22 protein-coding genes are annotated in these 25,516 nt (G+C 65.1%); 7 read left to right on the top strand and 15 right to left on the bottom strand.

Annotated elements, in window-relative coordinates:
- Window positions 1-182 precede the first annotated feature (182 nt).
- A complete protein-coding gene (locus HU772_RS09895) occupies window positions 183-1,379 on the top strand; it encodes an IS256 family transposase (RefSeq protein ID WP_186662826.1) in 1,197 nt (398 codons plus the stop codon).
- 32 nt (window positions 1,380-1,411) lie between these two features.
- Here HU772_RS09895 and HU772_RS09900 read toward each other — a convergent pair whose 3' ends face one another.
- The 6 genes from HU772_RS09900 to HU772_RS09925 form a co-directional block, all read right to left on the bottom strand.
- The gene (locus HU772_RS09900) at window positions 1,412-1,570 is read right to left on the bottom strand and encodes a transposase (protein WP_217858771.1); all 159 of its coding nucleotides are present in this window, start codon (window positions 1,568-1,570) and stop codon (window positions 1,412-1,414) included.
- A gap of 154 nt (window positions 1,571-1,724) precedes the next feature.
- A complete protein-coding gene (locus HU772_RS09905) occupies window positions 1,725-2,498 on the bottom strand; it encodes a TSUP family transporter (protein ID WP_186661959.1) in 774 nt (257 codons plus the stop codon).
- Window positions 2,499-2,671: 173 nt separating this feature from the next.
- Window positions 2,672-4,024: a glutamine synthetase family protein gene (locus HU772_RS09910; RefSeq protein WP_186661958.1), complete on the bottom strand. Its 1,353-nt coding sequence runs from the start codon at window positions 4,022-4,024 to the stop codon at window positions 2,672-2,674.
- Window positions 4,025-4,034: 10 nt separating this feature from the next.
- Window positions 4,035-4,586, bottom strand: coding sequence for a helix-turn-helix domain-containing protein (locus tag HU772_RS09915; protein WP_186661957.1), 552 nt, complete (start codon window positions 4,584-4,586; stop codon window positions 4,035-4,037).
- Window positions 4,579-5,868, bottom strand: a complete 1,290-nt coding sequence (locus tag HU772_RS09920; protein ID WP_186661956.1) for an NAD(P)/FAD-dependent oxidoreductase — start codon at window positions 5,866-5,868, stop codon at window positions 4,579-4,581. The genes HU772_RS09915 and HU772_RS09920 overlap by 8 nt, the downstream gene beginning before the upstream one ends.
- A gap of 412 nt (window positions 5,869-6,280) precedes the next feature.
- Complete coding sequence (locus HU772_RS09925) at window positions 6,281-8,227, bottom strand: DNA topoisomerase III (protein WP_186661955.1); 1,947 nt, start codon at window positions 8,225-8,227, stop codon at window positions 6,281-6,283.
- A gap of 237 nt (window positions 8,228-8,464) precedes the next feature.
- Here HU772_RS09925 and HU772_RS09930 point away from each other — a divergent pair, with 237 nt between their 5' ends.
- Window positions 8,465-10,315, top strand: a complete 1,851-nt coding sequence (locus tag HU772_RS09930) for a polyurethane esterase (protein WP_186661954.1) — start codon at window positions 8,465-8,467, stop codon at window positions 10,313-10,315.
- Window positions 10,316-10,485: 170 nt separating this feature from the next.
- On the opposite strand, the gene HU772_RS09935 is transcribed toward HU772_RS09930, so the two are convergent.
- The 8 genes from HU772_RS09935 to HU772_RS09970 form a co-directional block, all read right to left on the bottom strand.
- Window positions 10,486-10,920 (bottom strand): GNAT family N-acetyltransferase, encoded by a 435-nt coding sequence (locus tag HU772_RS09935; RefSeq protein WP_186661953.1) that lies wholly within the window; start codon window positions 10,918-10,920, stop codon window positions 10,486-10,488.
- Entirely contained in the window at window positions 10,913-12,079 is a 1,167-nt protein-coding gene (locus HU772_RS09940) for a ribosomal protein uL16 3-hydroxylase (protein ID WP_186661952.1), read from the bottom strand. The genes HU772_RS09935 and HU772_RS09940 overlap by 8 nt, the downstream gene beginning before the upstream one ends.
- Before the next feature lie 81 nt (window positions 12,080-12,160).
- Window positions 12,161-13,531: an adenylosuccinate lyase gene (gene purB, locus HU772_RS09945; RefSeq protein ID WP_186661951.1), complete on the bottom strand. Its 1,371-nt coding sequence runs from the start codon at window positions 13,529-13,531 to the stop codon at window positions 12,161-12,163.
- A 237-nt stretch (window positions 13,532-13,768) separates the two neighbouring features.
- Window positions 13,769-14,395 (bottom strand): high frequency lysogenization protein HflD, encoded by a 627-nt coding sequence (hflD, locus tag HU772_RS09950; protein WP_186661950.1) that lies wholly within the window; start codon window positions 14,393-14,395, stop codon window positions 13,769-13,771.
- Window positions 14,392-15,516, bottom strand: coding sequence for a tRNA 2-thiouridine(34) synthase MnmA (gene mnmA, locus HU772_RS09955; RefSeq protein WP_186661949.1), 1,125 nt, complete (start codon window positions 15,514-15,516; stop codon window positions 14,392-14,394). The genes hflD and mnmA overlap by 4 nt, the downstream gene beginning before the upstream one ends.
- Window positions 15,517-15,575: 59 nt before the next feature.
- Window positions 15,576-16,016, bottom strand: a complete 441-nt coding sequence (locus tag HU772_RS09960; RefSeq protein ID WP_186661948.1) for an NUDIX hydrolase — start codon at window positions 16,014-16,016, stop codon at window positions 15,576-15,578.
- Window positions 16,017-16,175: 159 nt separating this feature from the next.
- Complete coding sequence (locus HU772_RS09965) at window positions 16,176-18,401, bottom strand: NADP-dependent isocitrate dehydrogenase (protein WP_186661947.1); 2,226 nt, start codon at window positions 18,399-18,401, stop codon at window positions 16,176-16,178.
- Window positions 18,402-18,751: 350 nt separating this feature from the next.
- Window positions 18,752-19,759 (bottom strand): GlxA family transcriptional regulator, encoded by a 1,008-nt coding sequence (locus HU772_RS09970; protein WP_186661946.1) that lies wholly within the window; start codon window positions 19,757-19,759, stop codon window positions 18,752-18,754.
- A gap of 127 nt (window positions 19,760-19,886) precedes the next feature.
- On the opposite strand from HU772_RS09970, the gene HU772_RS09975 reads away from it, so the two are divergent.
- The gene (locus HU772_RS09975) at window positions 19,887-20,351 is read left to right on the top strand and encodes an FAD/FMN-containing dehydrogenase (RefSeq protein WP_186661945.1); all 465 of its coding nucleotides are present in this window, start codon (window positions 19,887-19,889) and stop codon (window positions 20,349-20,351) included.
- On the opposite strand, the gene HU772_RS09980 is transcribed toward HU772_RS09975, so the two are convergent.
- Window positions 20,305-21,093, bottom strand: coding sequence for an SIR2 family NAD-dependent protein deacylase (locus tag HU772_RS09980; RefSeq protein WP_186661944.1), 789 nt, complete (start codon window positions 21,091-21,093; stop codon window positions 20,305-20,307). The two genes, HU772_RS09975 and HU772_RS09980, sit on opposite strands and share 47 nt — an antisense overlap.
- Window positions 21,094-21,243: 150 nt before the next feature.
- On the opposite strand from HU772_RS09980, the gene HU772_RS09985 reads away from it, so the two are divergent.
- From HU772_RS09985 to HU772_RS10000, 4 genes are all read left to right on the top strand, one after another.
- On the top strand, window positions 21,244-21,660 hold the full coding sequence (locus HU772_RS09985; RefSeq protein ID WP_186661943.1) for a RidA family protein: 417 nt from the start codon (window positions 21,244-21,246) through the stop codon (window positions 21,658-21,660).
- A gap of 94 nt (window positions 21,661-21,754) precedes the next feature.
- Complete coding sequence (locus HU772_RS09990) at window positions 21,755-22,255, top strand: GNAT family N-acetyltransferase (RefSeq protein ID WP_186661942.1); 501 nt, start codon at window positions 21,755-21,757, stop codon at window positions 22,253-22,255.
- Between the two features lie 96 nt (window positions 22,256-22,351).
- On the top strand, window positions 22,352-24,451 hold the full coding sequence (locus HU772_RS09995; protein ID WP_186661941.1) for a sensor domain-containing protein: 2,100 nt from the start codon (window positions 22,352-22,354) through the stop codon (window positions 24,449-24,451).
- Window positions 24,452-24,591: 140 nt separating this feature from the next.
- Window positions 24,592-25,473 (top strand): DMT family transporter, encoded by an 882-nt coding sequence (locus HU772_RS10000; RefSeq protein WP_186661940.1) that lies wholly within the window; start codon window positions 24,592-24,594, stop codon window positions 25,471-25,473.
- Window positions 25,474-25,516 lie beyond the last annotated feature (43 nt).

Below are 25,516 nucleotides of genomic sequence, written 5' to 3' on the forward strand. Positions count from 1 at the left end.
TGGGCGTCGTAGTGGCTGTACTTGGTAGCCAGACCTGCAGCACCGTGTTGCTCATAGGATCCTGTCCCAGGAAGTGGTGTAACTGAACCAGCCGAATGCGCCCTGCGGGCGAAAGAGGATGGTCATCGTGGTTCTTGGCTAACGTTGAGTTTGCGGACTTAACCTTCACCAGAGAAACCACGATGACCAAGCCCACTATCGCATTGACCGAGTTGGTTGAGAAAGGGGCAGACGCTGATCTGCTCAAGCAAATGATCCAGTTCGTTGCCCAGCGCATGATGGAGTTCGATGTCGAAAGCCTGTGCGGTGCCGGCTTCGATGTCAAAAGCCCAGACCGGACAAACAGCCGCAATGGCTATCGGGATCGCCTCTGGCAGACCCGCGCCGGCGACGTTGACCTGAAGATCCCAAAGCTGCGCCAAGGCAGCTACTTTCCTGGTTTTCTTGAACCGCGACGCACCGCCGAAAAGGCCATGGCGGCGGTGATTCAGGAAGCCTACATCCAAGGCGTTTCAACGCGTTCGGTGGACGAGCTGGTAAAGGCCATGGGTATGTCCGGCATCTCGAAAAGCCAGGTTTCGCGGCTGGCCGGCGAGATTGATGAGCGTGTTCATGCGTTCCTTGATCGCCCCATTGAGGGTGACTGGCCCTACCTCTGGATCGACGCCACCTACGTCAAGGTCAGGGAAGCAGGTCGTATCGTGTCGGCCGCCGTCATAATCGCCGTGGCGGTGAACACCAACGGTGGGCGCGAGATTTTGGGTATGCGAGTTGGCCCTTCGGAAGCCGAACCGTTCTGGACGGACTTCCTGCGAAGCCTGACGCGGCGCGGGCTGCGAGGCGTAAAGCTGGTGATTTCCGACGCTCATGAAGGGCTAAAGGCAGCTGTATCCAAGGTCTTTCACGCGACGTGGCAACGCTGCCGCGTTCATTTCATGCGCAACGCCATGGCCCATGTTGGCAAGGGCCAACGCACGATCGTGGCGGCCTTTCTACGCACCGTATTTGCCCAGGACAGCCGAGAGGAATGCCACAAGCAATGGCGGCAGGTCGCTGATCAGTTACGAGAAAAGTACCCGAAGATCGCGGCGCTCATGGACAACTGCGAAAATGACGTGCTGGCGCACATGGCGTTTCCCAAGCCGCACCGGCAGCAGCTTCACAGCACCAATCCGCTGGAACGGTTGAACGCGGAGATCAAGCGACGCACCGAAGTCGTGGGTATATTCCCGAACGACCCGGCGATCACCCGGCTGGTTGGGGCGATGCTACTGGAGCAGAACGACGAATGGTGCCTGCAACGGCGCTACATGCAGTTGGAGGCCTTCGAGGCGGTCAGCGATAATCCGCAGGCCAAGTTGTCGGCCGTGATCAACTAAACGGCAAACTCAGTGGCCAAGCTCATGATGAGTTACACCACTTCCTGGGACACGATCTGCTCATAGCCCTTTATCCAACGGCGCAGCAGCGATGCACTCAGGCTATGCCTCAGTGCCACCTCATGAACACTCCGGGCAGAAAGACACTCCTCGATGAGTGCTTGCTTGAGCGCTAGGTCGTATTTCGTCATGGAACACCCTCCGCTTGGGCTCAGGCGTCCAACTTTCGGGGGTCAGTTCACGTAAGGGCGGAAAGGTGACTAAAAGTCGCTATCGTCTATGAATGAGTATATAAAAATCAAAACAATAACTCCCGAACCCGAACCCGAACCCGAACCCGAACCCTTACCCAAACCAATGCTGCCAAACCAACCGCACAGTCAACGCCAACACCACGGTAATGAACACCGGCCGAATAAACCTGCTACCGCCACTGATCGCCGTCCGTGCCCCGAAAAACGCCCCGACCATCACCGAAAGCCCCATGCACAGCCCAACGATGTAATCTACTTGCCCGGAAATGACAAACACCGTCAGCGCCGCGATATTGCTGACAAAGTTCATGCTGCGCGCCACGCCACTGGCGCGAACCAGGTCGATGGGGTAGAGCAGCAGCGTGCTCACGGTCCAGAACGCACCGGTGCCAGGCCCGGCGACACCGTCGTAGAAACCCAGGGTGAAACCTTGCGGAAACTGCCATTTGCGTTTGATCGGCGCATCGGCATCCAACGGCGCCTTGGGCGTACCGCCGAACAGCAGGTACACGCCGCAGGCGAAGACGATCACCGGCAGCATCTTGTTCAGCCACTCGGCCGGCATGTAATGGGCGATCAGCGCGCCAAGCAACGCACCGGCCAGGGTGCCGACGATCGCCAGACGCCACTGCGCCGGGTGGAACAGCTTGCGCCTGTAGTAGGTGAAGCTGGCGGTGGCCGAGCCAAAGGTGGAGCTCAGCTTGTTGGTGCCCAGCACCAGGTGCGGCGGCATGCCGGCAGTGAGCAGCGCCGGCGTGGTCAGCAGACCACCACCGCCGGCGATGGCATCGATGAAACCGGCGACAAAGGCCACCAGGGCGAGGATCAACAGGGTGAGCGGTTCTACGCTGAGTTCGAAGGGCATGGGTGGCGTGCGCTGGCTGGACGGCAGGGTGCGGCAAAAGGCCGCGCTAGAGGCGATGCATAGTAATCCCGGGCGGTATGTGATGCCAGTGCCGGCCGCTTCGCGGGTAAACCCGCTCCCACCGTCGCCCATCTGTGGCAGCGGGTTTACCCGCGAAGCGGCAACCACAGCGCTTACAGGAACCAGCGATACTCCCGCGCGCTGACTTCCTGCAGGAATGCCAGGTGGTCCTGGCGCTTGTTCTCGCAATAGACCATCACGAACTCCTGCCCCAAGCCTTCATTCACGGCCGGGTGCTCGCGCATCGCCGCCACCGCGCCGAGCATGTCCTTGGCAAAGTCGATCCCGCTGCCACGATCGTCGTTCAGCGGCGCGATCGGCTCCTGGCCGGCCGCGAGCCCGTGCTCCATGCCACACAGGATCGCCGCCAGCACCAGGTAAGGGTTGGCGTCCGCGCCGGCCAGGCGATGCTCGATCCGCAGGTTGCGCGGGTCCGATTCGGGGATGCGGATGCACGCGTCGCGGTCCTCGAAGCCCCAACTGGCCCGGCTGGCGGCATTGACCATGGCGCCGTAACGGCGAAACGCATTGTGGTTGGCGGCGAACACCGGCATGCAGTGCGGCAGCAGCGCCAGGCAGCCGGCCACGGCATGGCGCAGCGGCCGCTGGCCGTCGGCGGCCAGCAGGTTGTTGCCGGCCGCGTCGTACAGGCTGACATGCACGTGCATGCCACTGCCTGGCGCCTGCAGATACGGCTTGCTCATGAACGAGGCGCGCAGCCCGTGCTTGAGCGCCACGCCGCGGGTGCTGCGGCAGAACATCGCCGCCCAGTCGGCGGCGCGCAGGCCGTCGTCGCAATGGCCGAAGTTGATCTCGAACTGACCGGGGCCCAGCTCGGCGGTGATGACATTGGCGTCGATACCCTGCAGGTTGGCGCTCTCGACCATGTCCCGCAGCACGTCAGAGAAGCGTGACAGCCGTTCGATATGCATGTTCGGCTGATCGTCCGTATCGCCGCTGAACGGGTCGCGGGGGAACTGCGGCAGGCCGTCCTTGAGCGCGCGCTCGAACAGATAGAACTCCAGCTCGAACGCCACCACCGGGCGGATGCCGCGGCTTGCCAGGCGTTGCAATACGCGGGCGAGCACCTCCCGGGGCTCGAACTCGATGGGCGCGGCGGTGCCGTCGGAGGTGATCAGCATCTGCCCCAGTGGTTCGCGCTCCCAGTTCACCGGCTTGAGGGTGCCGGGCACCAGGCGCCGCAGGGCGTCGGGGTCGCCGTCTTTGAAGCAGTAGTCGCCGATCGGGAACAGGCCGCCCTGGGCGCCGAGCAGCACGCAGTTCTGCGGCAGCTTCAGGGGGCTGCCGGCGGCTACTTTTTCCAGCATCTCGATAGGGTAGCGCTTGCCATAGAAGTGCCCGGGGATGTCCAGGCTGATCAGGTCGACATAGCGCACGTCGGGATATTGCTGGCGGAACGCACGGATTTCACTGGGCAAGTCGGCAAAGCCGGTGGTGCTGGTCATTGTCGTGCTCTCAACGGAAGACCCAGAGGACCCGGGTCGGCTGGTCGGTCAGGTTGGCGTAGCGGAACTGGCTGTGGGGGGGCAGTTGGAAACTGTCGTTCGGCCCCAGGGTGACGGCGCCCTCGCGGCCCTCCAACCACAAGGTCAGCTCGCCCTCCAGGACGAAGCCGCCTTGCTCGGAGCTGTCGTCCAGGTGCCCGTCACCACTACTGGCGCCGGGCGCCAGGTGGCTTTCGAGCATGGCGAAGCGGCCATTGAGGGTGGGCGAGACCAGCACATCGGTGACCCCGGCGGCGTAATACAGGGTGCGCCGCTCGCCGGGGCGGGTGACCCAGTCGATCTCCCGGGGCGGCACGGCCTGATAGAAGTAGGTGGTGGGCACCTGCAGCGCTTCGCTGATGGCGGTGAGGTCGGCCACGGTCGGGCGCGACAGGCCGCGCTCGACCTGGGAGAGAAAGCCCAGCGAACGTTTGACCCGGCTGGCCAGTTCGTCGAGGGTCAGGCCACGGTGCTTGCGCAGATCGCGCACCTGGCGGGCGAGGGCCTGGATATCGTCAGACATGGTCGCGCATCCGATACCAGGCCTTGGCGGCGGCTTCCAGCGGCGCGGCCAGCAAATCGCCGCCGGGGAAGCGACCATTGTCGATGCCCTGGTACAGGGCCAGCAGGGTGGCGTCGCCAAGGATCGCGTCGCTGACCGCCCGGGCCCCGGCCAGGGTCGGCAGCACGCCATGGCCGGAGAAACCTTGCAACCAATAGCGCTGGCCTTGGCGGCCGATATCAGGCGTGCGCCGGATACTGCAGTCGATATGCCCGCCCCAGGCATGCTCGATGGCCACCCCGCGCAGTTGCGGGAAGACCCGTTCCAGATAGGGCCGGGTGGCACCGGCGACATCCTTGGGGATACCGCCCAGGTAAGTACAGCCACCCCCGAACAGCAGGCGATGGTCGGGGGTAAGACGGAAGTAATCGGGGACGAACTGGTTGTCGATCACGCAGCTGTTGCGCGGCAGCAGCGAAGCGGCGAAATCCGCCGCCAGCGGCGCGGTGGCCACCTGGTAGGAGCCCACCGGCAGCAAGCGGCGCGAAAGGCCGGGGTCCAGGCGGTCGATGTAGGCGTTGCAGGCCAGCACCAGCACGTCACTGCGGACTTGGCCGTGGGCGGTGCGGGCGATGAAGCCGTTGCCGTGCGCTTGGTAGTCGAGCACCTGGCTTTGCTCGAAGATCCGTCCACCTGCCGCTTCAATGGCCTTGGCCAGGCCCAGGGCCAGTTTCAGCGGGTTGAGGTGAGCGCCATTGGGGTCGTACAGGGCGGCCTGATAGCGTGGGCTGTCGATCCACTCGGGCAACTCGTCGCGGCCGACCAGGCGCAGGCAATCGTAGCCGAACTTGCTGGCTGCTTCCTGGCGGGCCTCTTCCAGCAGTTTCACCCGCCGGGGCAGCACGGCGGTCCACAGGCTGCCGAGGCGGTAGTCGATATCGAAACCGTGACGCTGGGGCAACTCGCGCATCTCCTGGGCGGCCCAGCACATGCTGTCCCATAGCCGGCGGCTACGCTCCAGGCCCAGGGCTTTTTCCAGCGGTGGCAGATCGCACGACCAGCCCGGCAGGGCCTGGCCACCGTTGCGTCCGGAAGCGGCCCAGGCTACCCGGCTGGCCTCCAGCAGGGTCACGCGCTTGCCGGCCAGGGCCAGGCGCAGCGCGGTGTGCAGGCCGCTGAAACCGGCGCCGACAATCAGTACCTCGGTGTCGTGGTCAGCCTGCAGGGTCGGATGCAGGGCAATGGGCGCGGGGTAGGTGAGGGCGTAGTAGCTGGCGACGTGCTGGGCGGATTGCTTGAACATGCCGGGGCCTCGTGAAATTTTTTCTGATTATTTTCATGAAAAAATAGCAGAGGATTTTCACTGCGCCAGTCTTTATGGGCGTCAATGCCTGGCAGGAAGGCCCTCAGTTACCGCGCCGACCTCAGGGCATGCGCCACATTTGTGGGAGCGGGCTTGCCCGCGAAGAAGGCGACGCGGTGTCTGGCACCGGCTGTGCCGGTGTTCGCGGCTGAAGCCGCTCCCACAGCGACCGCGCCGACCTCAGAGCATGCACCACATTTGTGGGAGCGGGCTTGCCCGCGAAGAAGGCGACACGGTGCCTGGCACCGGCTACGCCGGTGTTCGCGGCTGAAGCCGTTCCCACAGCGACCGCGCTAGCTTTAGCAGTTGGCAAGACAGTTGCTCCCACCGCTTAAGCTGGAGCTCGTCTGCCTTAGGTAGATACCTTGCGCCGCGGTTGTCGGGGCTTGGCTGCCGCGGCCTTGCCCTTGGCCGTACCCTTGCGTTTCTTCTTCCACGGCGCTGCCGCCTTGCCTGCCGCCGGCCCGCTGATGGTCAGGCGCAGGCCGCTGCAACGTTGCACCAGCTTGCCCATCCAGGCCGACTGGCGGGCGACGAACTCTTCCAGGCTCATCTCGCCGTTCTGCACCATGTCCAGTGCTTGCTCCCAGATGGCCGTGGTGCCGGGGTCGGCGATGGCCCGAGGCACCGCATCGATCAGGCTGAAGGCGGCCGGGGTGGCGGACAGCGCCTTGCCGTTCTTGACCAGGTAGCCGCGGTCGAGCAGGCCCTGGATGATGCTGGCACGGGTCGCCTCGGTGCCGATGCCGGTGGTTTCCTTGAGTTTCTGTTTCAGCCGCGGGTCATCCACCAGCTTGGCGACGTTTTTCATCGCCTTGATCAGGTCGCCCTCGGTAAAGGGTTTGGGCGGTTGCGTCCACAGGTCCTTGAGGGCCAGGTCATGCAGCGCGCAATCCTGGCCTTCGCGCAGCGCCGGCAGCACCTGGGGCGGTGCTGCCTCGCGGCCCTTGGCCGGGGTCAGCGCCTCGGGCAGCGCGCGGCGCCAGCCGGGTTCGACGATCTGCTTGCCCACTGCCCGCAGCGCCTGGCCGGCGCAGTCGAACTCGGCCTGGGTGCGGTCGTATTCGTGGTTGGGCAGGAATTGCGCCAGGTAGCGGGCGCGTATCAGGGTGTAGACCGCCTTGTACTTGGGCGGCAGGCGCGCCGGGTCGCTGGCGGCGGCGGTGGGGATGATGCCGTGGTGGGCGCTGACCTTCTGGTCGTTCCAGGCCCGTGAACGGCGCTGGGCGTCGAGGTGCGGCTGCAGCGGCGCAAGGCTGGCATCGGCGCGCTGCAGCGCGGCGAGGATGCCGGCGGCCTCGCCATGCTGGCTCAGCGGCAGGTAGCCGCTGTCGCTGCGCGGGTAGGTGATCAGCTTGTGGGTTTCGTAGAGCGCCTGGGCGATGTCCAGGGTTTCCTGGGCGCCGAGGCCGAGTTTCTTCGAACATATCTCCTGCAGGGTGCCGAGGTCGAAGGGCAGGGGCGCGGCTTCGCGTACACGCTCGGTGGCAATCTTCAGCACCCGGGCACTGCCGGCCGCCTGCATCGTAGCGGCGGCGTGCCGTGCCAGGTCCTGTTGCAGGCAGCGGCCCTGGTCATCGCAGGCGCTTTGCGGGGCGCGCCACTGGGCGTTGAATACCGTGCCCGCGCTTTCCAGTTGCACATCGATGGCCCAGAACGGCACAGGGACGAAGTCGGCGATGCTGCGGTCGCGGTCCACCACCAGGCGCAGTGTCGGGGTCTGCACCCGGCCTACCGGCAGCACGCCCTGGTAGCCGGACTGGCGCCCGAGCAAGGTGAACAGTCGGCTCATGTTCATGCCGATCAGCCAGTCGGCGCGCGAGCGGCCCAGGGCCGAGTGGTACAGACTGAAGGTTTCCTGGCCCGGCAGCAGGCGCGCGAGGGCCTTGCGGATCGAGGCGTCGTCCAGCGCCGACAGCCACAGGCGCTGGATCGGCCCGCGGTAGCGGCAGTGCTCGACCAGCTCACGGGCGATCATCTCGCCCTCGCGGTCGGCGTCGGTGGCGATCACCAGTTCGCGGGCTTCGCCAAGCAGGCGCTTGACCGCTTTGAACTGGCTGGCGGTCTTGGGTTTGACGGTCATCTTCCAGCGTTCGGGGATGATCGGCAGGTCGTCGAGGCTCCAGCGCTTGTAGCGTTCGTCGTAGCTGTCCGGCGGCGCTGTCTCCAGCAAGTGGCCGATGCACCAGGTCACGCAGACATCGTTGCCCAGCCAGCAGCCATCGCCCCGGCGCTGGGCGCCGAGCACCTTGGCGATGTCTTTTGCCTGGGAGGGTTTTTCGCAGAGAAACAGGCGCATGGCCGGACACGCTTCATGGTGAAAGTTGCGCACTAGGATGCGCAAGCTACGGCGTGCAGGCAAGTTTTATCTGTATGCATGTACAGTTTTTTTGCCCGCACCTTTGGCTGGCCAGCCCTGCATTGGTGGTGGACTAAACGGCACGATCGTGCCAGCTTTGCCCTTCGCCCGTCAGTTGTGTCAGCAAGGACGATGTCGCTGCGGGCGTTTTTCCTACTCTGAACAGGGACGTGATCCATGCCCGTTTTCGATTATCGACAGCTCGACAGTACTGCCTCCTCTGCGCTCTACAAGGACGCCATGGCCTTGGCGACTTACGCCTACCATGGCATCGATGATGGTTTCAGCGCTGGCTACCAGCAACATGGTTTCGGCCTTGGGCTGCCGGCCACGCTGGTCAAGGCCCTGATCGGCGGTACCGACAGCCAGGGGGTGATCCCCGGCATCCCGTGGAACCCCGATTCCGAAGCCAGGGCCCTGGCCCAGGTCAAGGCCGCTGGCTGGACGCCGATCAGCGCCGAGCAACTGGGCTACCAGGGCAAGACCGACGGCCGAGGCACCTTCCATGGCGAGGCGCCAGGCTACACCAGCGCCCAGGTCGAGATCCTCGGCCGCTACGACAGCGCCGGCCACCTCACCGGCATCGGCATCGGTTTCCGTGGCACCAGCGGCCCGCGGGAGAACCTGCTCGGCGACACCCTGGGTGATGCCATCAACGACCTGCTGGCGGCCATCGGCCCGGCTGGCTATGCCCGCGACTACGCCGGCAACGCTTTCGGCCAACTGCTCGACGATGTGGCGGCCTTTGCCAAGGCCAATGGCCTGACCGGCGCCGATATCACCGTCAGTGGCCACAGCCTCGGCGGCCTGGCGGTCAACAGCCTGGCGGACCTCAGCACTTCGCGCTGGGGCGGTTTCTTCCAGGATGCGCGCTATGTCGCCTTCGCCTCACCGACCCAGGCCGCCGACGCCAGCAAGGTGCTCAACATCGGCTATGAGAACGACCCGGTGTTCCGCGTGCTCGACGGTACCTCGGCCACCTGGGGCACCCTGGGCGTGCATGACGGCGCCAAGGCCTCGGCGACCAACAACATCGTCAACTTCAACGACCACTACGCTTCCGACGCCTGGAACCTGATGCCGTTTTCCATCGGCAATATCGCCACCTGGTTGTCGCACTTGCCGACGGCCTACGCCGATGGCCTCGGGCGGGTGCTGGGCTCGTCGTTCTATCAGTGGACCAGCCGCGACTCGACCATCGTGGTGAGCAACCTGTCCGATGTGACCCGTGGCTCGACCTGGGTCGAGGACCTCAACCGCAACGCCGAGCCGCACAAGGGCAGCACCTTCATCATCGGCTCGAGTGGCGATGATCTGATCCATGGTGGGCGCGGCAATGATTACCTGGACGGAGGCGCGGGCAACGATACCTTCCGCGACGACGGCGGTTTCAATCTGATCGATGGTGGTGCCGGGCATGACACCCTGAAGCTGCAGGACGCCCTGGCCAACCTGAGCATCGCCCGGGATGGCGAGGGCACGCTGTATGTGCGTGACGCCGAGGGCGGCATCAGCCTGGTGCGTAATGTTGAGACCCTGGTCAGCAAGGAGTCGAGCCTGTTGATCTTCAGCAAGGAGGTCAGCCATGCGGTGACGCCGGATGGCTTGCTCGACAGCGGCAAGATCAACCCCTACGCCTTGTCGCAAAGTGGTGGCCAGGGCAGCGATCAGTTGCTGGCGGGCAGTCAGGGGCAGTGGCTGTTCGGCCTGGGCGGGGATGATCGCCTGGTGGGCGGGGTGGGCAATGATGTGCTGGTGGGTGGTGCGGGTAATGATGTGCTCGTTGGCGGCGGCGGCCGAGACACTTTCCTGTTCGAGGGGCACTTTGGCCAGGATCGGCTGCTGGACTTTACCGGGCAGGACCGCCTGGTGTTCATCGGCGTCGACGGCGGCACGGCGGCGCCGGATTGGCGGGCGCATGCCAGCCAGGTGGGCGATGACCTGGTGCTGAAGTTCGGCGGGGACAGCGTGACGCTGGTGGGGATTGCGGGACAGGGGGTGGCGGATGGGCAGATCGTGATTGCCTGAGGGGCAGGGCGTAACCCTGTAGGAGCGGCCTCGTGTCGCGATAGGGCCGCATAGCGGCCCCGACGATCTTTACGCCAACGCGGAAATCCTGGGGCTGCTACGCAGCCCTTTCCGACCGGTCCGACGCCTCGGCAAGGCCGCTCCTACAAAGAGCAGGCCAACCTGATGGCTCAGGCGCTCTCGCGCGAGTCGCGGACCATGTCTACGTGCGGGATGCCGGCCTCGAGGAACTCCTCGCTGACCACGCGAAAGCCCAGGCGCTCGTAGAACGGCGTGGCGTGGACCTGGGCGCTGAGCATCTGCTGGCTGAGGTCGCGGTTCTGCGCTTCGAGAATCACCGCGCGCATCAGTGCGTCGCCCACGTTCAGACCGCGCCAGTCCTTGAGCACCGAGACCCGGCCGATGGTGCCGTCGGGCAGCAGGCGAGCGGTGCCGATCGGATAGTCACCCTCCAGCGCCAGGAAGTGCACGGCGCTGGGGTCTTCGGCGTCGAATTCGAGCTCCGGCGGCACGTGCTGCTCGGCAACGAAGACGGCGCTGCGGATCCGGTGGATGTCGGCGTTGTCCTTGTGCCAGTCGGCCAGGCGCACACTGATCTTATTCATCGGCGAACCCCAGGCTGCCTTGCATGACCAACTGCTGGACCAGCATCAGGCCGTCTTCGTCCTGCAGCCATTGCGCCAGGTTTTCGCTGTGCAGCGCGTCGGCGGAGCAGATCAGCTTCAGCAGCTCGCGCAGTTTGCCCGGCAGCGGGCAGCTGCGACCGCTGGCGAACAGCAGCAGGTCGTCGCCGAACTCCGACCAGGCCAGGCGCGCGCTCGGGTTGCGGATCAGGATGGCACCCTGGCCGAGGTAGTCGAGCAGCTCCTGTTCGGACACTTCCTCGCCCACCACCTGCTCTGGGTAGCGTGGCTCGGTCATGAACTGGCCGAACCAGGTCAGCAGCAGGTCCTTGTCGTTCATGTGCTTGTCGATCAGCGCCTTGAGGCGGTCCAGGGCGTCGTGCTGGATCTGGTGCGGGTCGAGCGCAGGCACGGCGTCGGCGTCGCTGTAGCGTTCTTCGTCCGGCAGGAACTGGCCGAGGAAGTCGGTGAAGTGGGTCAGCACTTCGGCGGCGCTCGGGGCGCGGAAGCCGACCGAGTAGGTCATGCAGGCGTCTTCGGCGATACCGTAATGGGCCAGGCGCGGGGGCAGGTAGAGCATGTCGCCCGGCTCCAGGGTCCACTCGTCGCTCTGCTCGAAACCGGCGAGGATGCGCAGGTCGGCGTGGTCGATCAACGGGCTGTCGCTGTTGCACATCTGGCCGACTTTCCAGGTGCGCTTGCCATCGCCTTGCAGCAGGAACACATCGTAGTTGTCGAAGTGCGGGCCGACGCTGCCGCCGGGCGCGGCGTAGCTGATCATCACGTCATCGATGCGCCAGCTGGGCAGGAAGCGGAACTCTTCCAGCAGCTCGGCCACTTCCGGGACGAACTGGTCGACGGCCTGCACCAGTAGGGTCCAGTCACGCTCGGGCAGGTCGGCGAAGGCATCTTCGGCGAATGGGCCGCGGCGCAGCTCCCAGGGGCGCTCGCCGTGCTCGAGCACCAGGCGCGATTCGACTTCGTCTTCCAGGGCCAGGCCGGCCAGTTCATCAGCATCGATGGGGCTGACGAAGTCGGGGAAGGCCTGACGCACCAGCAGCGGCTTTTTCTGCCAGTAGTCGCGCAGGAATTCACGGGCCGTGAGGCCGCCCAGCAGTTGCAGTGGAGTATCAGAATTCATGTTCAACCTATTGAAAAAACGTAGTTTTCGTACGGGAATAAAAACGCCCGGCCAGGCCGGGCGTTGTCCGCGACGCTCAGCTTAGATGCGTTTGGCCTGGGCCACGGCGTTGCCGATGTAGGTCGCCGGGGTCAGTTGCTTGAGCTCGGCCTTGGCTTCGGCCGGCATGTCCAGGCCGTCGATGAAGGTCAGCAGCGCTTCAGGGGTGATGCCCTTGCCACGGGTCAGCTCCTTGAGCTTCTCGTAGGGGTTCTCGATGTTGAAGCGGCGCATCACGGTCTGGATCGGCTCGGCCAGGACTTCCCAGCAGGCGTCGAGGTCGGCGGCGATGCGTGCTTTGTTGACTTCCAGCTTGCCGATGCCCTTGAGGCTGGCTTCATAGGCGATGACGCTGTGGGCGAAGCCCACGCCCAGGTTGCGCAGCACGGTGGAGTCGGTCAGGTCGCGCTGCCAGCGCGAGATCGGCAGCTTGCTGGCCAGGTGCTGGAACAGCGCGTTGGCGATACCCAGGTTGCCTTCGGAGTTCTCGAAGTCGATCGGGTTGACCTTGTGCGGCATGGTCGAGGAGCCGATTTCGCCGGCCACGGTCTTCTGCTTGAAGTAGCCCAGCGAGATGTAGCCCCAGACGTCGCGGTCGAAGTCGATGAGGATGGTGTTGAAGCGGGCGATGGCGTCGAACAGCTCGGCGATGTAGTCGTGCGGCTCGATCTGCGTGGTGTACGGGTTGAACTGCAGGCCCAGCTCGTCCTCGATGAAGGCGCGGGCGTTGGCTTCCCAGTCGATCTGCGAGTAGGCCGACAGGTGGGCGTTGTAGTTGCCCACGGCGCCGTTGATCTTGCCCAGCAGTGGCACGGCGGCCACCTGGGCGATCTGGCGCTCAAGGCGGTAGACGACGTTGGCCAGCTCTTTGCCCAGGGTGGTCGGCGAGGCCGGCTGGCCGTGGGTACGCGACAGCATCGGCACGGCGGCGTGGGTGTGGGCCAGGGTGCGGATCGATTCGGCGATCTGGCGCATCAGCGGCAGCAGCACTTCGTCACGGCCGGCACGCAGCATCAGGGCGTGGGACAGGTTGTTGATGTCCTCGCTGGTGCAGGCGAAGTGAATGAACTCGCTGACCTTGGCCAGTTCCGGCAGCTTGGCGGCCTGCTCCTTGAGCAGGTACTCGATGGCCTTGACGTCGTGGTTGGTGGTGCGTTCGATCTCTTTGACGCGTTCGGCGTGCTCAAGCTTGAAATCGGTGGCCAGGCTGTCCAACAGGGCGTTGGCTTCGGCGGAAAACGCCGGCACTTCGCCGATCTGCGGGTGGGCGGCCAGGCGCTGCAGCCAGCGTACTTCGACCAGGGCGCGGAAACGGATCAGGCCGAATTCGCTGAAGATGGGGCGCAGGGCCTGGGTTTTGCCGGCGTAACGGCCGTCTACAGGGGAAACCGCAGTGAGCGAGGAGAGCTGCATGGGGTGTTCTCGGACAGTCAGGCTTTTGGAAGGGCGCATATCATACATGAAAAATGCGCCCGAGTCGGGTGGCTGACCAAAGGTCGGGCCTATCAAAAATGTTGCGATCCCCTGTAGGAGCGGCCTTGTGTCGCGAAAGGGCTGCGCAGCAGCCCCGGCAATCTTGAGTCAGGCTCGAGATCCTGGGGCCGCGCTGCGGCCCTTTCGCGACACAAGGCCGCTCCTACAGGTACTGCGTCAATCGTTGGTACGCATCATCCCGTACAGTTCGTTGAGCAACTTGCGTCGGCTGAACACCAGCTGCCAACGGTGCCCGCCAAGCTGGCGCCACAGGCGCGCGGCGCGGATGCCGGCCAGCAGCAGGGCGCGGATCTTCGAGGCATTGCTCGGTTGCTGCAGGAAGCGCATGTCGCCATGCACCTGGATACGCTGGCGCAAGGTGCTCAGGGTGTCCTGGTACAAGGCTCCGCTGGAAGCGATGACGTTTTCATGAACCAGGCCGAAATGCTCGGCCTGGGACTGGATCTGTGGCAGGCGGTTGCCAATGGTGTCGAGCATGTCGCCGCGCTTGTTCAGCTGGCGCTCCAGGCCGAGCATCGACAGGGCGTAGCGCAGTGGCTCGCGCTGCAGGCTGCTGGGGTCGCGCTCCAGGGCGCCGACCAGCGCGCGGTAGCCGTCGCGCAGGTTGAGGTCGTCGCCGCCGAACACCTCGAGGGTGTTCTTCGGGTCGACCACCAGCAGGCTGCCGAGCATGCAGCCGATGTTGGCCTCGCTGGCCTGACCGGTGCGGGCAATACGATCGACCAGTACTGCTGCCTGGAACACGCCGCCAAGGGCGATCAACTGCTCTTGCAGGTTGCTCATGCGCGCGGGCTCCAGGGCTCGGCGACTTCGATCACGCCACCGCCCAGGCACACTTCGCCGTCGTAGAACACCACCGACTGGCCCGGGGTGACGGCGCGTTGCGGCTCGTCGAAGACCGCGCGGTAGCCATGCTCGGTACGCTCCAGGGTGCACTGCTGGTCGCCCTGGCGGTAGCGCACCTTGGCGGTCAGGCGACGCGGGCTGGACAGGTCGATCGGGTTGACCCAGAAAATCTCCGAGGCCAGCAGGGCGCGGGAGAACAGCCACGGGTGCTCGTTGCCCTGGCCGACCACCAGCACGTTGCGCACCAGGTCCTTGTGCAACACGTACCACGGCTCGTCGCTGGCGTCCTTCAGGCCGCCGATGCCCAGGCCCTGGCGTTGGCCGATGGTGTGGTACATCAGGCCGTGGTGGCGGCCGATCACCTCGCCATCGGTGGTTTCGATATCGCCCGGTTGGGCTGGCAGGTATTGCTTGAGGAAGTCGCTGAAGCGCCGCTCACCGATGAAGCAGATGCCGGTGGAGTCCTTTTTCTTCGCCGTGGCCAGGCCGTGTTTCTCGGCGATGGCGCGTACCTCGGGCTTTTCCAGTTCGCCGACCGGGAACAGGGTGCGGGCGATTTCCGCGCCGCCCACGGCGTGCAGGAAGTAGCTCTGGTCCTTGTTCGGATCCAGGCCCTTGAGCAGTTCGGTCAGCGCGCCGGTATCGCGGCGGCGCACGTAGTGGCCGGTGGCGATCAGGTCGGCGCCCAGGGACAGGGCGTAATCGAGGAACGCCTTGAACTTGATCTCGCGGTTGCAGAGGATGTCTGGGTTCGGCGTGCGCCCGGCCTTGTATTCCTCGAGGAAGTGCTCGAACACGTTGTCCCAGTATTCGGCGGCGAAGTTGGCGGTGTGCAGCTTGATGCCGATGCGGTCGCACACGGCCTGGGCGTCGGCCAGGTCTTCGCGGGCGGTGCAGTATTCGGTGCCGTCGTCCTCTTCCCAGTTCTTCATGAACAGACCTTCCACCTGGTAACCCTGCTCCATGAGCAGGAGGGCGGAGACGGAAGAGTCCACGCCGCCGGACATGCCGACGATGACGCGGGTCTTGGCGGGGTCTTTGAGTGCTGGGCTGGTCATGGCTACCGGTGTGTATCAGAGGGGAAAAACGCCGATTCTATCAAACCCGTGGGCTGACGTCAGTCGCGTAGCAGTTCGAGGCTGTGCAGCGGGCCTTTGAGGTAGTCATCCAGGCAGCGTGGCACCAGTTCGCTGCGCCAGCGCGATGGCTCGGCGAGCAGTTCGTCGCGGCTCAGCCACACGGCGCGGACAATGTCGCTGTCCAGCGCCAGATCGGCGTGGTGGCGTAGCGGGCGGGCAGCGAAGCAGATGCGCTGGTAGGTCACGCCGTTGCTGGGGGCGGTGTACAGGTAGATGCCGACCACGCCGGTGAGCTCGACTTCCCAGGCGGTTTCCTCGAGGGTTTCGCGCAGGGCGGCCTGGGGCAGGGTCTCGTTGGGTTCCAGGTGCCCGGCGGGCTGGTTGAAGACGTGCTGGCCGGCTTTGAATTCCTCGACGAAGAGGAACTTGCCGTCGTGTTCGACAATGGTGGCGACGGTGATGTGGGGTTGCCAGGACACGGTCGATTCTCTCCCTGAGTGGCAAGTTTCAAGCTGCAAGCCACAAGTAGAAGCGGTAAGCGACTGCTTTGACTTGTGGCTTGCAGCTTGCAACTTGTGGCTAAAAAAGCACAAACCCCGGTGCGTGGCCGGGGTCTGTGCTGTTACTTCAAGCGAACCTTACAGCGCGGCAATCGCGCTGTTCAGGGTCTGGCTTGGGCGCATCACCTTGGCGGTCAGCTCGGCATCCGGAGCGTAGTAGCCACCGATGTCGGCCGGCTTGCCCTGGACGGCGGCCAGCTCGGCGACGATGGTCGCCTCGTTGTCGCTCAGGGTCTTGGCCAGTGGGGCGAAGCGCGCCTGCAGGGCGGCGTCGTCGGTCTGTGCGGCCAGTGCCTCTGCCCAGTACAGGGTCAGGTAGAAGTGGCTGCCACGGTTGTCGATACCGCCGACCTTGCGCGAAGGCGATTTGTTGGTGTCGAGGAACTTGCCGGTGGCCTGGTCCAGGGTGTTGGCCAGGACCTTGGCGCGCGGGTTGTCGTAGGTGTTGCCCAGGTGCTCCAGGGAAGCGGCCAGGGCCAGGAACTCACCCAGCGAGTCCCAACGCAGGAAGTTCTCTTCCACCAGCTGCTGCACGTGCTTGGGTGCCGAACCGCCGGCGCCGGTCTCGAACAGGCCGCCACCGTTCATCAGCGGCACGATCGACAGCATCTTGGCGCTGGTGCCCAGTTCCATGATCGGGAACAGGTCGGTCAGGTAGTCGCGCAGTACGTTGCCGGTCACCGAGATGGTGTCCTTGCCTTCGCGGATGCGCGCCAGGGAGAACTTGATGGCGTCGACCGGGGCCAGGATGCGGATGTCCAGGCCAGAGGTGTCGTGATCCTTCAGATAGGTCTGTACCTTCTCGATCATCACGCCGTCGTGGGCGCGCGCCGGGTCCAGCCAGAACACCGCTGGAGTGTTGCTCAGGCGGGCGCGGTTGACGGCCAGCTTGACCCAGTCCTGGATCGGCGCGTCCTTGGTCTGGCACATGCGGAAGATGTCACCGGCTTCGACGTTCTGCTCCAGCAGGACCTTGCCCTTGCCGTCGACTACGCGCACGACGCCGTCGGCCTTGATCTGGAAGGTCTTGTCGTGGGAGCCGTACTCTTCGGCTTTCTGCGCCATCAGGCCGACGTTCGGCACGCTGCCCATGGTGGTCGGGTCGAAGGCGCCGTTGGCCTTGCAGTCTTCGATGGTGGCCTGGTAGATGCCGGCGTAGCAGCGGTCCGGAATGATCGCCTTGGCGTCTTGCAGTTCACCGGCGGTGTTCCACATCTTGCCCGAGTCACGGATCATCGCCGGCATCGAGGCGTCGACGATGACGTCGCTCGGTACGTGCAGGTTGGTGATGCCTTTGTCCGAGTTGACCATGGCCAGGGCCGGACGAACGGCGTACAGGGCCTGGATGTCGGCTTCGATCTCGGCTTGCTTGTCGGCAGGCAGGTCCTTGATGCGGGCGTACAGATCGCCGATGCCGTTGTTGGCGTTGAAGCCCACTTCGGCCAGGGCTGCGGCGTGCTTGGCCAGCACATCGTTGTAGAACTCTTCGACGATCACGCCGAACATGATCGGGTCGGAGACCTTCATCATGGTGGCTTTCAGGTGTACCGACAGCAGCACGCCGGAGGCCTTGGCATCGGCGATCTGCTCGGCGATGAAGGCTTTCAGGGCCTTGCGGCTCAGGGTGGCGCAGTCGATGACTTCGGCGGCCTTGACCGCGGTTTTTTCTTTCAGGACGGTGGTGGCGCCGTCCTTGCCGACCAGCTCGATGCGCAGGCTGTCGTCAGCCTCGATCAGCGCGGCTTTTTCGCTGCCGTAGAAGTCGCCCTGGGTCATGTGAGCCACATGCGACTTGGAGTCGGCGGCCCAGGCGCCCATCTTGTGCGGGTGCTTGCGGGCGTAGTTCTTGACCGACAGCGGCGCGCGGCGGTCGGAGTTGCCTTCGCGCAGGACCGGGTTTACCGCCGAGCCCTTGATGCGGTCGTAGCGGGCGCGGGATTCTTTCTCTTCGGCGCTGGCCGGCTCGTCGGCGTAGTCGGGGATGTTGAAGCCCTTGGCCTGCAGTTCCTTGATCGCCGCCTTCAGCTGCGGTACCGACGCGGAGATGTTCGGCAGCTTGATGATGTTGGCTTCAGGCGTGGTGGCCAGCTGGCCCAGTTCCGCCAGGTGATCGGCTACCTGCTTCTCGCTGCCCAGTTGCTCGGGGAAGGCCGCGAGGATACGACCGGCCAGCGAGATATCGCGGGTTTCGACGGCGATGTCGGCGGAAGCGGTGAAGGCTTCGACGATCGGCAGCAGCGAGTAGGTGGCGAGGGCGGGGGCTTCGTCGGTGAAGGTGTAGATGATCTTGGAACGGGTGGGCATGCGGGTTAACTCTCTATGTGCTGAGCGTACTCGAGTCTCGAGGTGCGCAGGGTAGGCGCTTCGCCCTGGCGACGCCATGAGCGGAAAGTCGAGAGGCTGCGAGCGGTGATGGTGGATGCATCAGTCGAGCGTCAAGTGCTGGGCCGCGGTAACGACCCAGGCTTCGTGGCCATGCTTGGCCAAGGGCGAGCCGCATTTTCCAAGGGTTCGCCCCGATGACCCTACGGTCGCGGCGCAGTATATCAAACCCTTTGGGCTAATCAGCAAGGCGAAGTGGTATCAGCGCATTTATAAGACCAAAGACGTAGGCGCAATGTGGCGCAGTGACGCAGGCGCGCGCACTGTTCGGCTCACTCGCCCAGGCGTTGCTCGCGCGATGGTGGATAGCCGAAATACGCTGCGTAGCACTTGCTGAAGTGCGACACCGAGACGAAACCGCAGGCCACCGCCACCTCCATCACCGACAGGTCCGAATACTGCAGCAGGCGCCGGCTCTTGGTGATGCGCAGTTCCATATAGTAGCGCCGTGGCGAGGTGCCGAGCTGGGCCTGGAACAGGCGGTCGATCTGGCGCCGGGAACGGCCCGAGTAGGCGGCCAGCTGGTCGAGGCTGAGGGTTTCCTCGAGGTTGTTCTCCATCAGTTCGACGATGGTGCGCAGGTGCAGGCTCATGGATTTCTTCGCCCCCGGGCCGACCTGGCGGTAGCGTGCGCCGGAGAACGAGAGGATTTCCTCCACGCCTTCGGCCAGGGCATCGCCGTGCAGGCGGCGGACCAGGCCCAGCATCAGTTCCATGGCGCCGTTGGGGCTGGCGGCGGTCAGGCGGTCGCGGTCGAGGGTGAAGCTGGCCGGGGTGATGCGCGCTTGCGGGCTGACCTCGGCCAGGCTGGCGCGTTGCTCCGGGTGCACGCTGCAGCCGTAGTCATCCAGCGCCCCGGCGCGGCCGAGGAACCAGGCGCCGTTCCACAAGCCGCCAAGGGTCATGCCCTGGGCGGCGCAGTCGCCCAGCAGGCGGTCGAGGCCGGGATACTTCAATGGGGTGCGCAGGCCGCCGCAGATCACCAGCATGTCCAGTTCCGCCAGGGTGTTTGGTTGCAGAGGGGAGGCGATCAGCTCCAGGCCCAGGTCGCTGAGCACCCGGTCTCCGGCCAGGGACAGCGGGGTGTAGGCGAAGCTGTCGGCGCGCAGCAGATTGGCGGTGACCAGTACGTCCATGGCCACGGTGAAGCTGGCCATGGAAAAGTGTTCGAGCAGGACGAAATCGACCCGGTAGGGGCGTTGCGCGCTGGCGTCGCTGGGCTTGAGCCGGAGCATGTTGCTGGTGCTGGTCTTCTTGCTGAACTGGCGTGGCGTGGGCACTGCGGACTCCGCTGGCGGGCTGGCGCGGTTGAGTGTGCGTTGGGGCGGCGGGAAAGACAACAGGGCCACTGGCCGGCGCTTTGGGCTATGCTGGCGGCCTTGCCACGCCTGCGGAACCCAACCCTTCATGAAATACGCCATTTCCCTGCTGTTGAGCCTGCTGCCACTACTGGTCCATGCCGTCGAGCCGGGCGAGACCCTGGCACCGTGGACCTTGCTCGACCAGTACGACCAACCCTACAGCCTCGGCCCGGATACTCGCGTATTGCTGGTGGCCAGCGACATGGACGGCGCCCGCCTGGTCAAAGCTGCCCTGGCCGAGCGCCCCAAGGGCTATCTGGAGGCCCGCCAGGCGGTGTTCGTCGCCGATATCCAGCGCATGCCGGCGTTGATCAGCAAGCTGTTCGCGGTGCCGGCGATGCGTGACTATCACTACCGGGTGATGCTCGATCGCGAGGGGCGGGTTGCCAGCCGTTATGCCGGGGAAGCGGGCAAGGTGCTGTGGTTGACCCTGGACCGCGGCAAGCTGGTGGCGCAGCAGTCGTTCAGCGACGCGCAGGCGCTGGGCGAGGCATTGGCGCGGACCCGATAGGAGCTGCCTGCAGCAACGCTGGCAGCACCTCGCCCGCTTTTCCGGCGAGGGCAAATTCCCTCGGGTGTCCGGTCAGGGCCGGCTGTGGATTGACATGCACCACGCTCGCGCCGGCCGCCAGCGCCAGCCGTGGAATCGACGCGGCCGGCTGCACCAGGCCGGAGGTGCCGACCGACAGCACCAGGTCGCAATCCTCGGCTGCGGCGAAGGCTCGCTCCAGCGTGTGCGCTGGCAACGATTCGCCGAACCACACCACGCCGGGGCGCAATGGCCCGGCGCAGTAGACGCAGCGTGGGGGCTCGATGCGCCGGCCTGCGCCTGCGCCCTCAGCTAGCGCCGGCAGGCTGCCAACCGGCCTGTCGCAGCTGAAACAGCGAAAGGCATCCAGGCGCCCGTGCAGGTGCAGCACATCGGGGCTGCCGGCGCGTTCGTGCAGGTCATCGACGTTCTGCGTCACCAGGGTCAGCCGTGGCACCCGTTTCGCCAGTGCGGCAATGGCCAGGTGCGCGGGGTTGGGCCGGGCCTGCAGGATGCCGGCGCGGCGCATTTCGTACCAGCCCCAGACCAGCGCCGGGTCGGCGCGAAAGCCGTCGGCGCTGGCCAGTTGCGTGGGATCGAACCGTTCCCACAAGCCGACGAGCTTGTCGCGAAAGGTGGCAATGCCGCTCTCGGCGGACACACCTGCGCCGGTGAACACCAGCACATGACGGGCTTTGGCGAGCACGTTCGGGTCGAAGTGCATGGATGGCCTCCGGCAGCCAGGACAGAGGTCGCCCACTCTGCCAGTGGGGGCGGGGCGGCACAAGCTGCAGCGGCGCCTGCCTGGGGGCTTGACCTCGACTTAACCTGAGGTCTGATACTCGGCCGCTCTTTTCCTCGATGGAGTGATGCCATGACCCTGCCAAGCGCCTTTGTCCTGTCCAACCCCGAAGGCCTCTACGACCCTAGCGCCAATGCCTATTCCCATGTCGCCGAGGTCCGTGCCGGCAGTCGTCTGGTCTATATCGCCGGGCAGGGCGGCGAAGACCTGCAAGGTCAACTGTCGAGTCGCTTCGACGAGCAGGCGCGCCAGGCCCTGGTCAACCTGAAGATCGCCCTGGCGTCGCGAGGCGCGACGCTGGAGCACGTATGCAAATTGACCTTGCTGGTGGTGGACCATTCCGAGGCGCGTTTGCGCCAGTGGGTGGCCGAGGCCGAGCGTGCCTGGGGCGGGCGGATGACGCCGACCTGCACCTTGATTCCGGTGCCGCGCCTGGCGCTGGATGGCATGTTGGTGGAGATAGACGCCGTGGCCGCGTTGGCCCCGTAGGCGTCGGCATGGCTGGAGCCGTGTGGTAAGTTGCCCGGGGCGCGCCTGTAACCCGATAGAATTCGCGCCTCTTTCAATTCAGCGAGCGTCGCCCATGGCCGTGCCCATCGAACTGCTGCAGACCGGCCCTGAACACGTCGACCTGGTGCGCAATCTCTATCAGTTCTACGCCTACGAGTCGTCCGACTGGGAACAGGAGGATATCGAGGTGGATGGCCGCTTCTATATCCACGAGCCCCATTTCCAGCGCTACTGGGCGTCACCCGACTGGAGCGCCAGCCTGATCCTGGTCGATGGTTTCATCGCCGGTTTCGTGCTGGTCGAGCGCAGTGAGCTGCCGGGCATCGACGCCCTGGAACTGGCCGATCTGTTCGTGCTCAAGAAGTATCGGCGCCTTGGGGTCGGGCGGGCGGTGGCGCGGCAGGTTCTCGGCGAAGGCGCGCATGACTGGCTGCTGCGCTGCCATGTCGAGGATGCGCCGGCCTTGGCGTTCTGCCAGGCGCTGGTGGCGGACCTGCCGCGTCCAGTGCGGGAAATCCCCCTGGACGACGAGCCGGCATTGCGCAACTACCTGGTGACACAGCGGCTGCACTGAAGCCGGAGCGGGATTTTTGTGACGGACTTCACAAAACCAATCTGCTGCAAGGCATAATGCCAGCACTTTGTGCTTCCGCAGGTTCAGGTAAAGCCCATGCCGCTCGCCCCCAGTTCCGACATGATGTATCGGCTGTTGATCCAGAGTGTGGCGGACTACGCCATCTACCTGCTCACCCCGGACGGTATCGTCGCCAATTGGAACCCCGGCGCGCAGCGGGCCAAAGGCTACAGCGCCGAGGAAATCGTCGGCCAGCACTTTTCGGTGTTCTATACCGACCAGGATCGTGACGCCGGGCTGCCCGCGCAGAGCCTGGCCACCGCGCGGCTCGAGGGGCGATTCCAGGCCGAAGGCCTGCGCCAGCGCAAGGATGGTTCGCACTTCTGGACCAGCGTGGTGATCGAGCCGATCAAGGAGCAGGGCACCGGCCAGGTGATCGGCTTCGCCAAGATCACCCGCGATATTTCCGAGCGCCGACAACACGAACTGGAACTGCTCAAGGCCAAGGAGCTTGCCGAACAGTACAGCCACGAAATGACCACCCTGTCGCAGTTCCTCGACTCGGTCATCGCCAACATCCCCGCCAGTGTCATTGTCCAGGACCTGCAGAGCCAGCAGATCCTGCTGGCCAACCAGCAGGCCGAGCGCCTGTTCGGTGGCCAGGGCGCGAGCATGGTCGGCCAACTGCCGGGGCAGGGCCTGGCCCCGGCGGCGGCCGATTACCTGGAGCAGCAACTGGCGCGTGGCGCGCGCAGCAGCAAGGGTTACCTGGCCGAGACCCGGGTCGACACCGCCAGCGGCGCGCGCACCCTGCGCAGCCGCGCCATGCTCTGCCAGAATCGCGAAGGGCAGGGCGACTATGTGCTGTTCGTCGCCGAGGATGCCACCGAGGAACTGGCTGCCCATGCGCAGATCCACCACATGGCGCATCATGACGCCCTGACCGGCCTGCCCAACCGCACCCTGTTCAACGAACGCCTCAAGCAGGCGCTGCTGCGCGGCGAGGACAGCGGCAAGCTCACCGCCACTCTGTGCCTGGACCTGGACAACTTCAAGAACATCAACGACACCCTGGGCCACGCCTTCGGCGACAAACTGCTGCGCGCCCTGGGCAAGCGCCTGCGCCGCGAACTGCGCGAGCACGATACCCTGGCGCGACTGGGGGGCGACGAATTCGCCGTGGTCCTGTCCGGGCTGGACACTCGCGACGCGGCGCGCAACACCGCGCAGCGCCTGATCGAGGCGGTGTGTCCGCCGTTCCATATCGAGGGCCACCAGTTCACGGTCGGGGTGAGTGTCGGTGTCGCCATCGCCCCGGATGACCATGATCAGGCCGAGCAGTTGCTCGGCTATGCCGACATGGCCCTGTACGAGGCCAAGCGCAATGGTCGCAACCGTTATGAGTGCTTCCAGGTCGAGCTCGACGTTGCCGCGCGCCAGCGCCGCCTGGTCGAGACTGACCTGCGCACCGCCTTGCACCTGGGGCAGTTGCAGCTGCACTACCAGCCGGTGGTGGACCAGCAGAGCAGCAGTGTCACCGGCTACGAGGCACTGCTGCGCTGGGAGCATCCGGCGCGGGGCATGATCATGCCGTTGGACTTCATCCCTATTGCCGAGGAAACCGGGCTGATCCACGACATCGGCGCCCGGGCCCTGAACCTGGCCTGCCAGGAGGCGGCCAGCTGGGGCACGACGCAGATGGTATCGGTCAACCTGTCGCCGGTGCAGTTCAAGAACGCCAACCTGGTCCACACCGTAGCCCTGGCCCTGGCCGACTCGGGGCTGCCGGCCAGCCGCCTGGAGCTGGAGATCACCGAGTCGGTGCTGCTGGGCAACAGCGAGGAAAACGTGCGCACCTTGCGCGCGCTGAAAGACCTGGGCGTGTCGATCTCGCTCGACGATTTTGGTACCGGTTACTCGTCGCTCGGTTACCTGCGCTCGTTCCCGTTCGACCGGATCAAGATCGACAAGTCATTCGTCCACGACATGTGCGAGAGCCGCGAGGCAATGTCGATCATCCGCGCCATCACCGAGCTGTCCAACAGCCTGATGATCAAGACCACGGCCGAAGGGGTGGAGTCGGCGGAGCAGATGGAGCGGTTGATGGCGGAGGGCTGCTCGCACTTCCAGGGCTATCTATATGGTCGTCCGGCCCCGGCGCATGAGCGTGTAAAACAGGTCGCCCGAGCATCATAGTGGCCCGGGCTGGCCGATCAGCGAACAAAAATGTACCGTCTGGAACACAACACCGGTTCCACCAATGTTCATCGCCGTTCATCTCTTCTAGAATCCGCGCATGCCCAGGCGCCATGCCCGGGCCTTGTCCCGAGAGCCCCATGAGTTCCAACCAGCCGCTGTCCGGCGCCAACCAGCCGTTGCGTGGCATCGCCCTGGTGGTAATGGCGACCTTTCTGTTTGCCAGCCACGACGGGTTGTCCAAGTTCCTCGGCGGGATCTACCCGATCATCATGGTGGTCTGGGCGCGTTACCTGGTGCATACCTTGTTGATGGCCGGGATCTTCCTGCCCAAGGCCGGCATGGCTGTGCTGCGCACCCGGCGGCCACTGCTGCAGACCCTGCGCGCCCTGAGCCTGCTCAGTACCAGCCTGTTGTTCACCGCGGGCTTGCAGTACCTGCCGCTGGCCGAGGCCACCGCGGTCAACTTCCTGGCCCCGGTGCTGGTCACCGCGCTGTCGGTGCCGCTGCTAGGGGAACGGGTGACGGCGGGGCAGTGGTTGGCCGTGGTGATGGGCTTCAGTGGTGTGCTGGTGGTGGTGCATCCGGGCGGCGCGATGTTCACGCCAGCCATTCTGTTCCCCTTCGGCTCGGCGTTGGGCTTCTGCTTTTACCAGTTGCTCACGCGCAAGCTGGCGGCCCATGACAGCCCGACCACCAGCAACTTCTACGCAGGCTTGTGCAACACCTTGATCATGACGGCGCTGGTGCCGTTCTTCTGGCAGACGCCGCAGTGGTCCCATGTGCCGTTCATGCTGGCGCTGGGCGGCTGCGGGATGACCGCGCACCTGCTGTTGACCCAGGCGTTCCGGCATGCGGCGCCGGCGTTGCTGGCGCCATTCAGCTACTGCCAGATCGTGTTTGCCGGGTTGCTGGGCCTGCTGGTATTTGGCCAGGTCCCGGACAGGGTGAGCCTGGTCGGAATCGCGATCATCTGCCTGAGTGGACTGGGGGCTGCCTGGATGCAGCGGGCTCGCCCATAGCGTTACCGGCTTCCCAGTGCAGGAGCCGGCTTGCTGGTGCCAT

The organism is Pseudomonas xantholysinigenes, assembly GCF_014268885.2.
Taxonomy (GTDB): Bacteria; Pseudomonadota; Gammaproteobacteria; order Pseudomonadales; family Pseudomonadaceae; genus Aquipseudomonas; species Aquipseudomonas xantholysinigenes.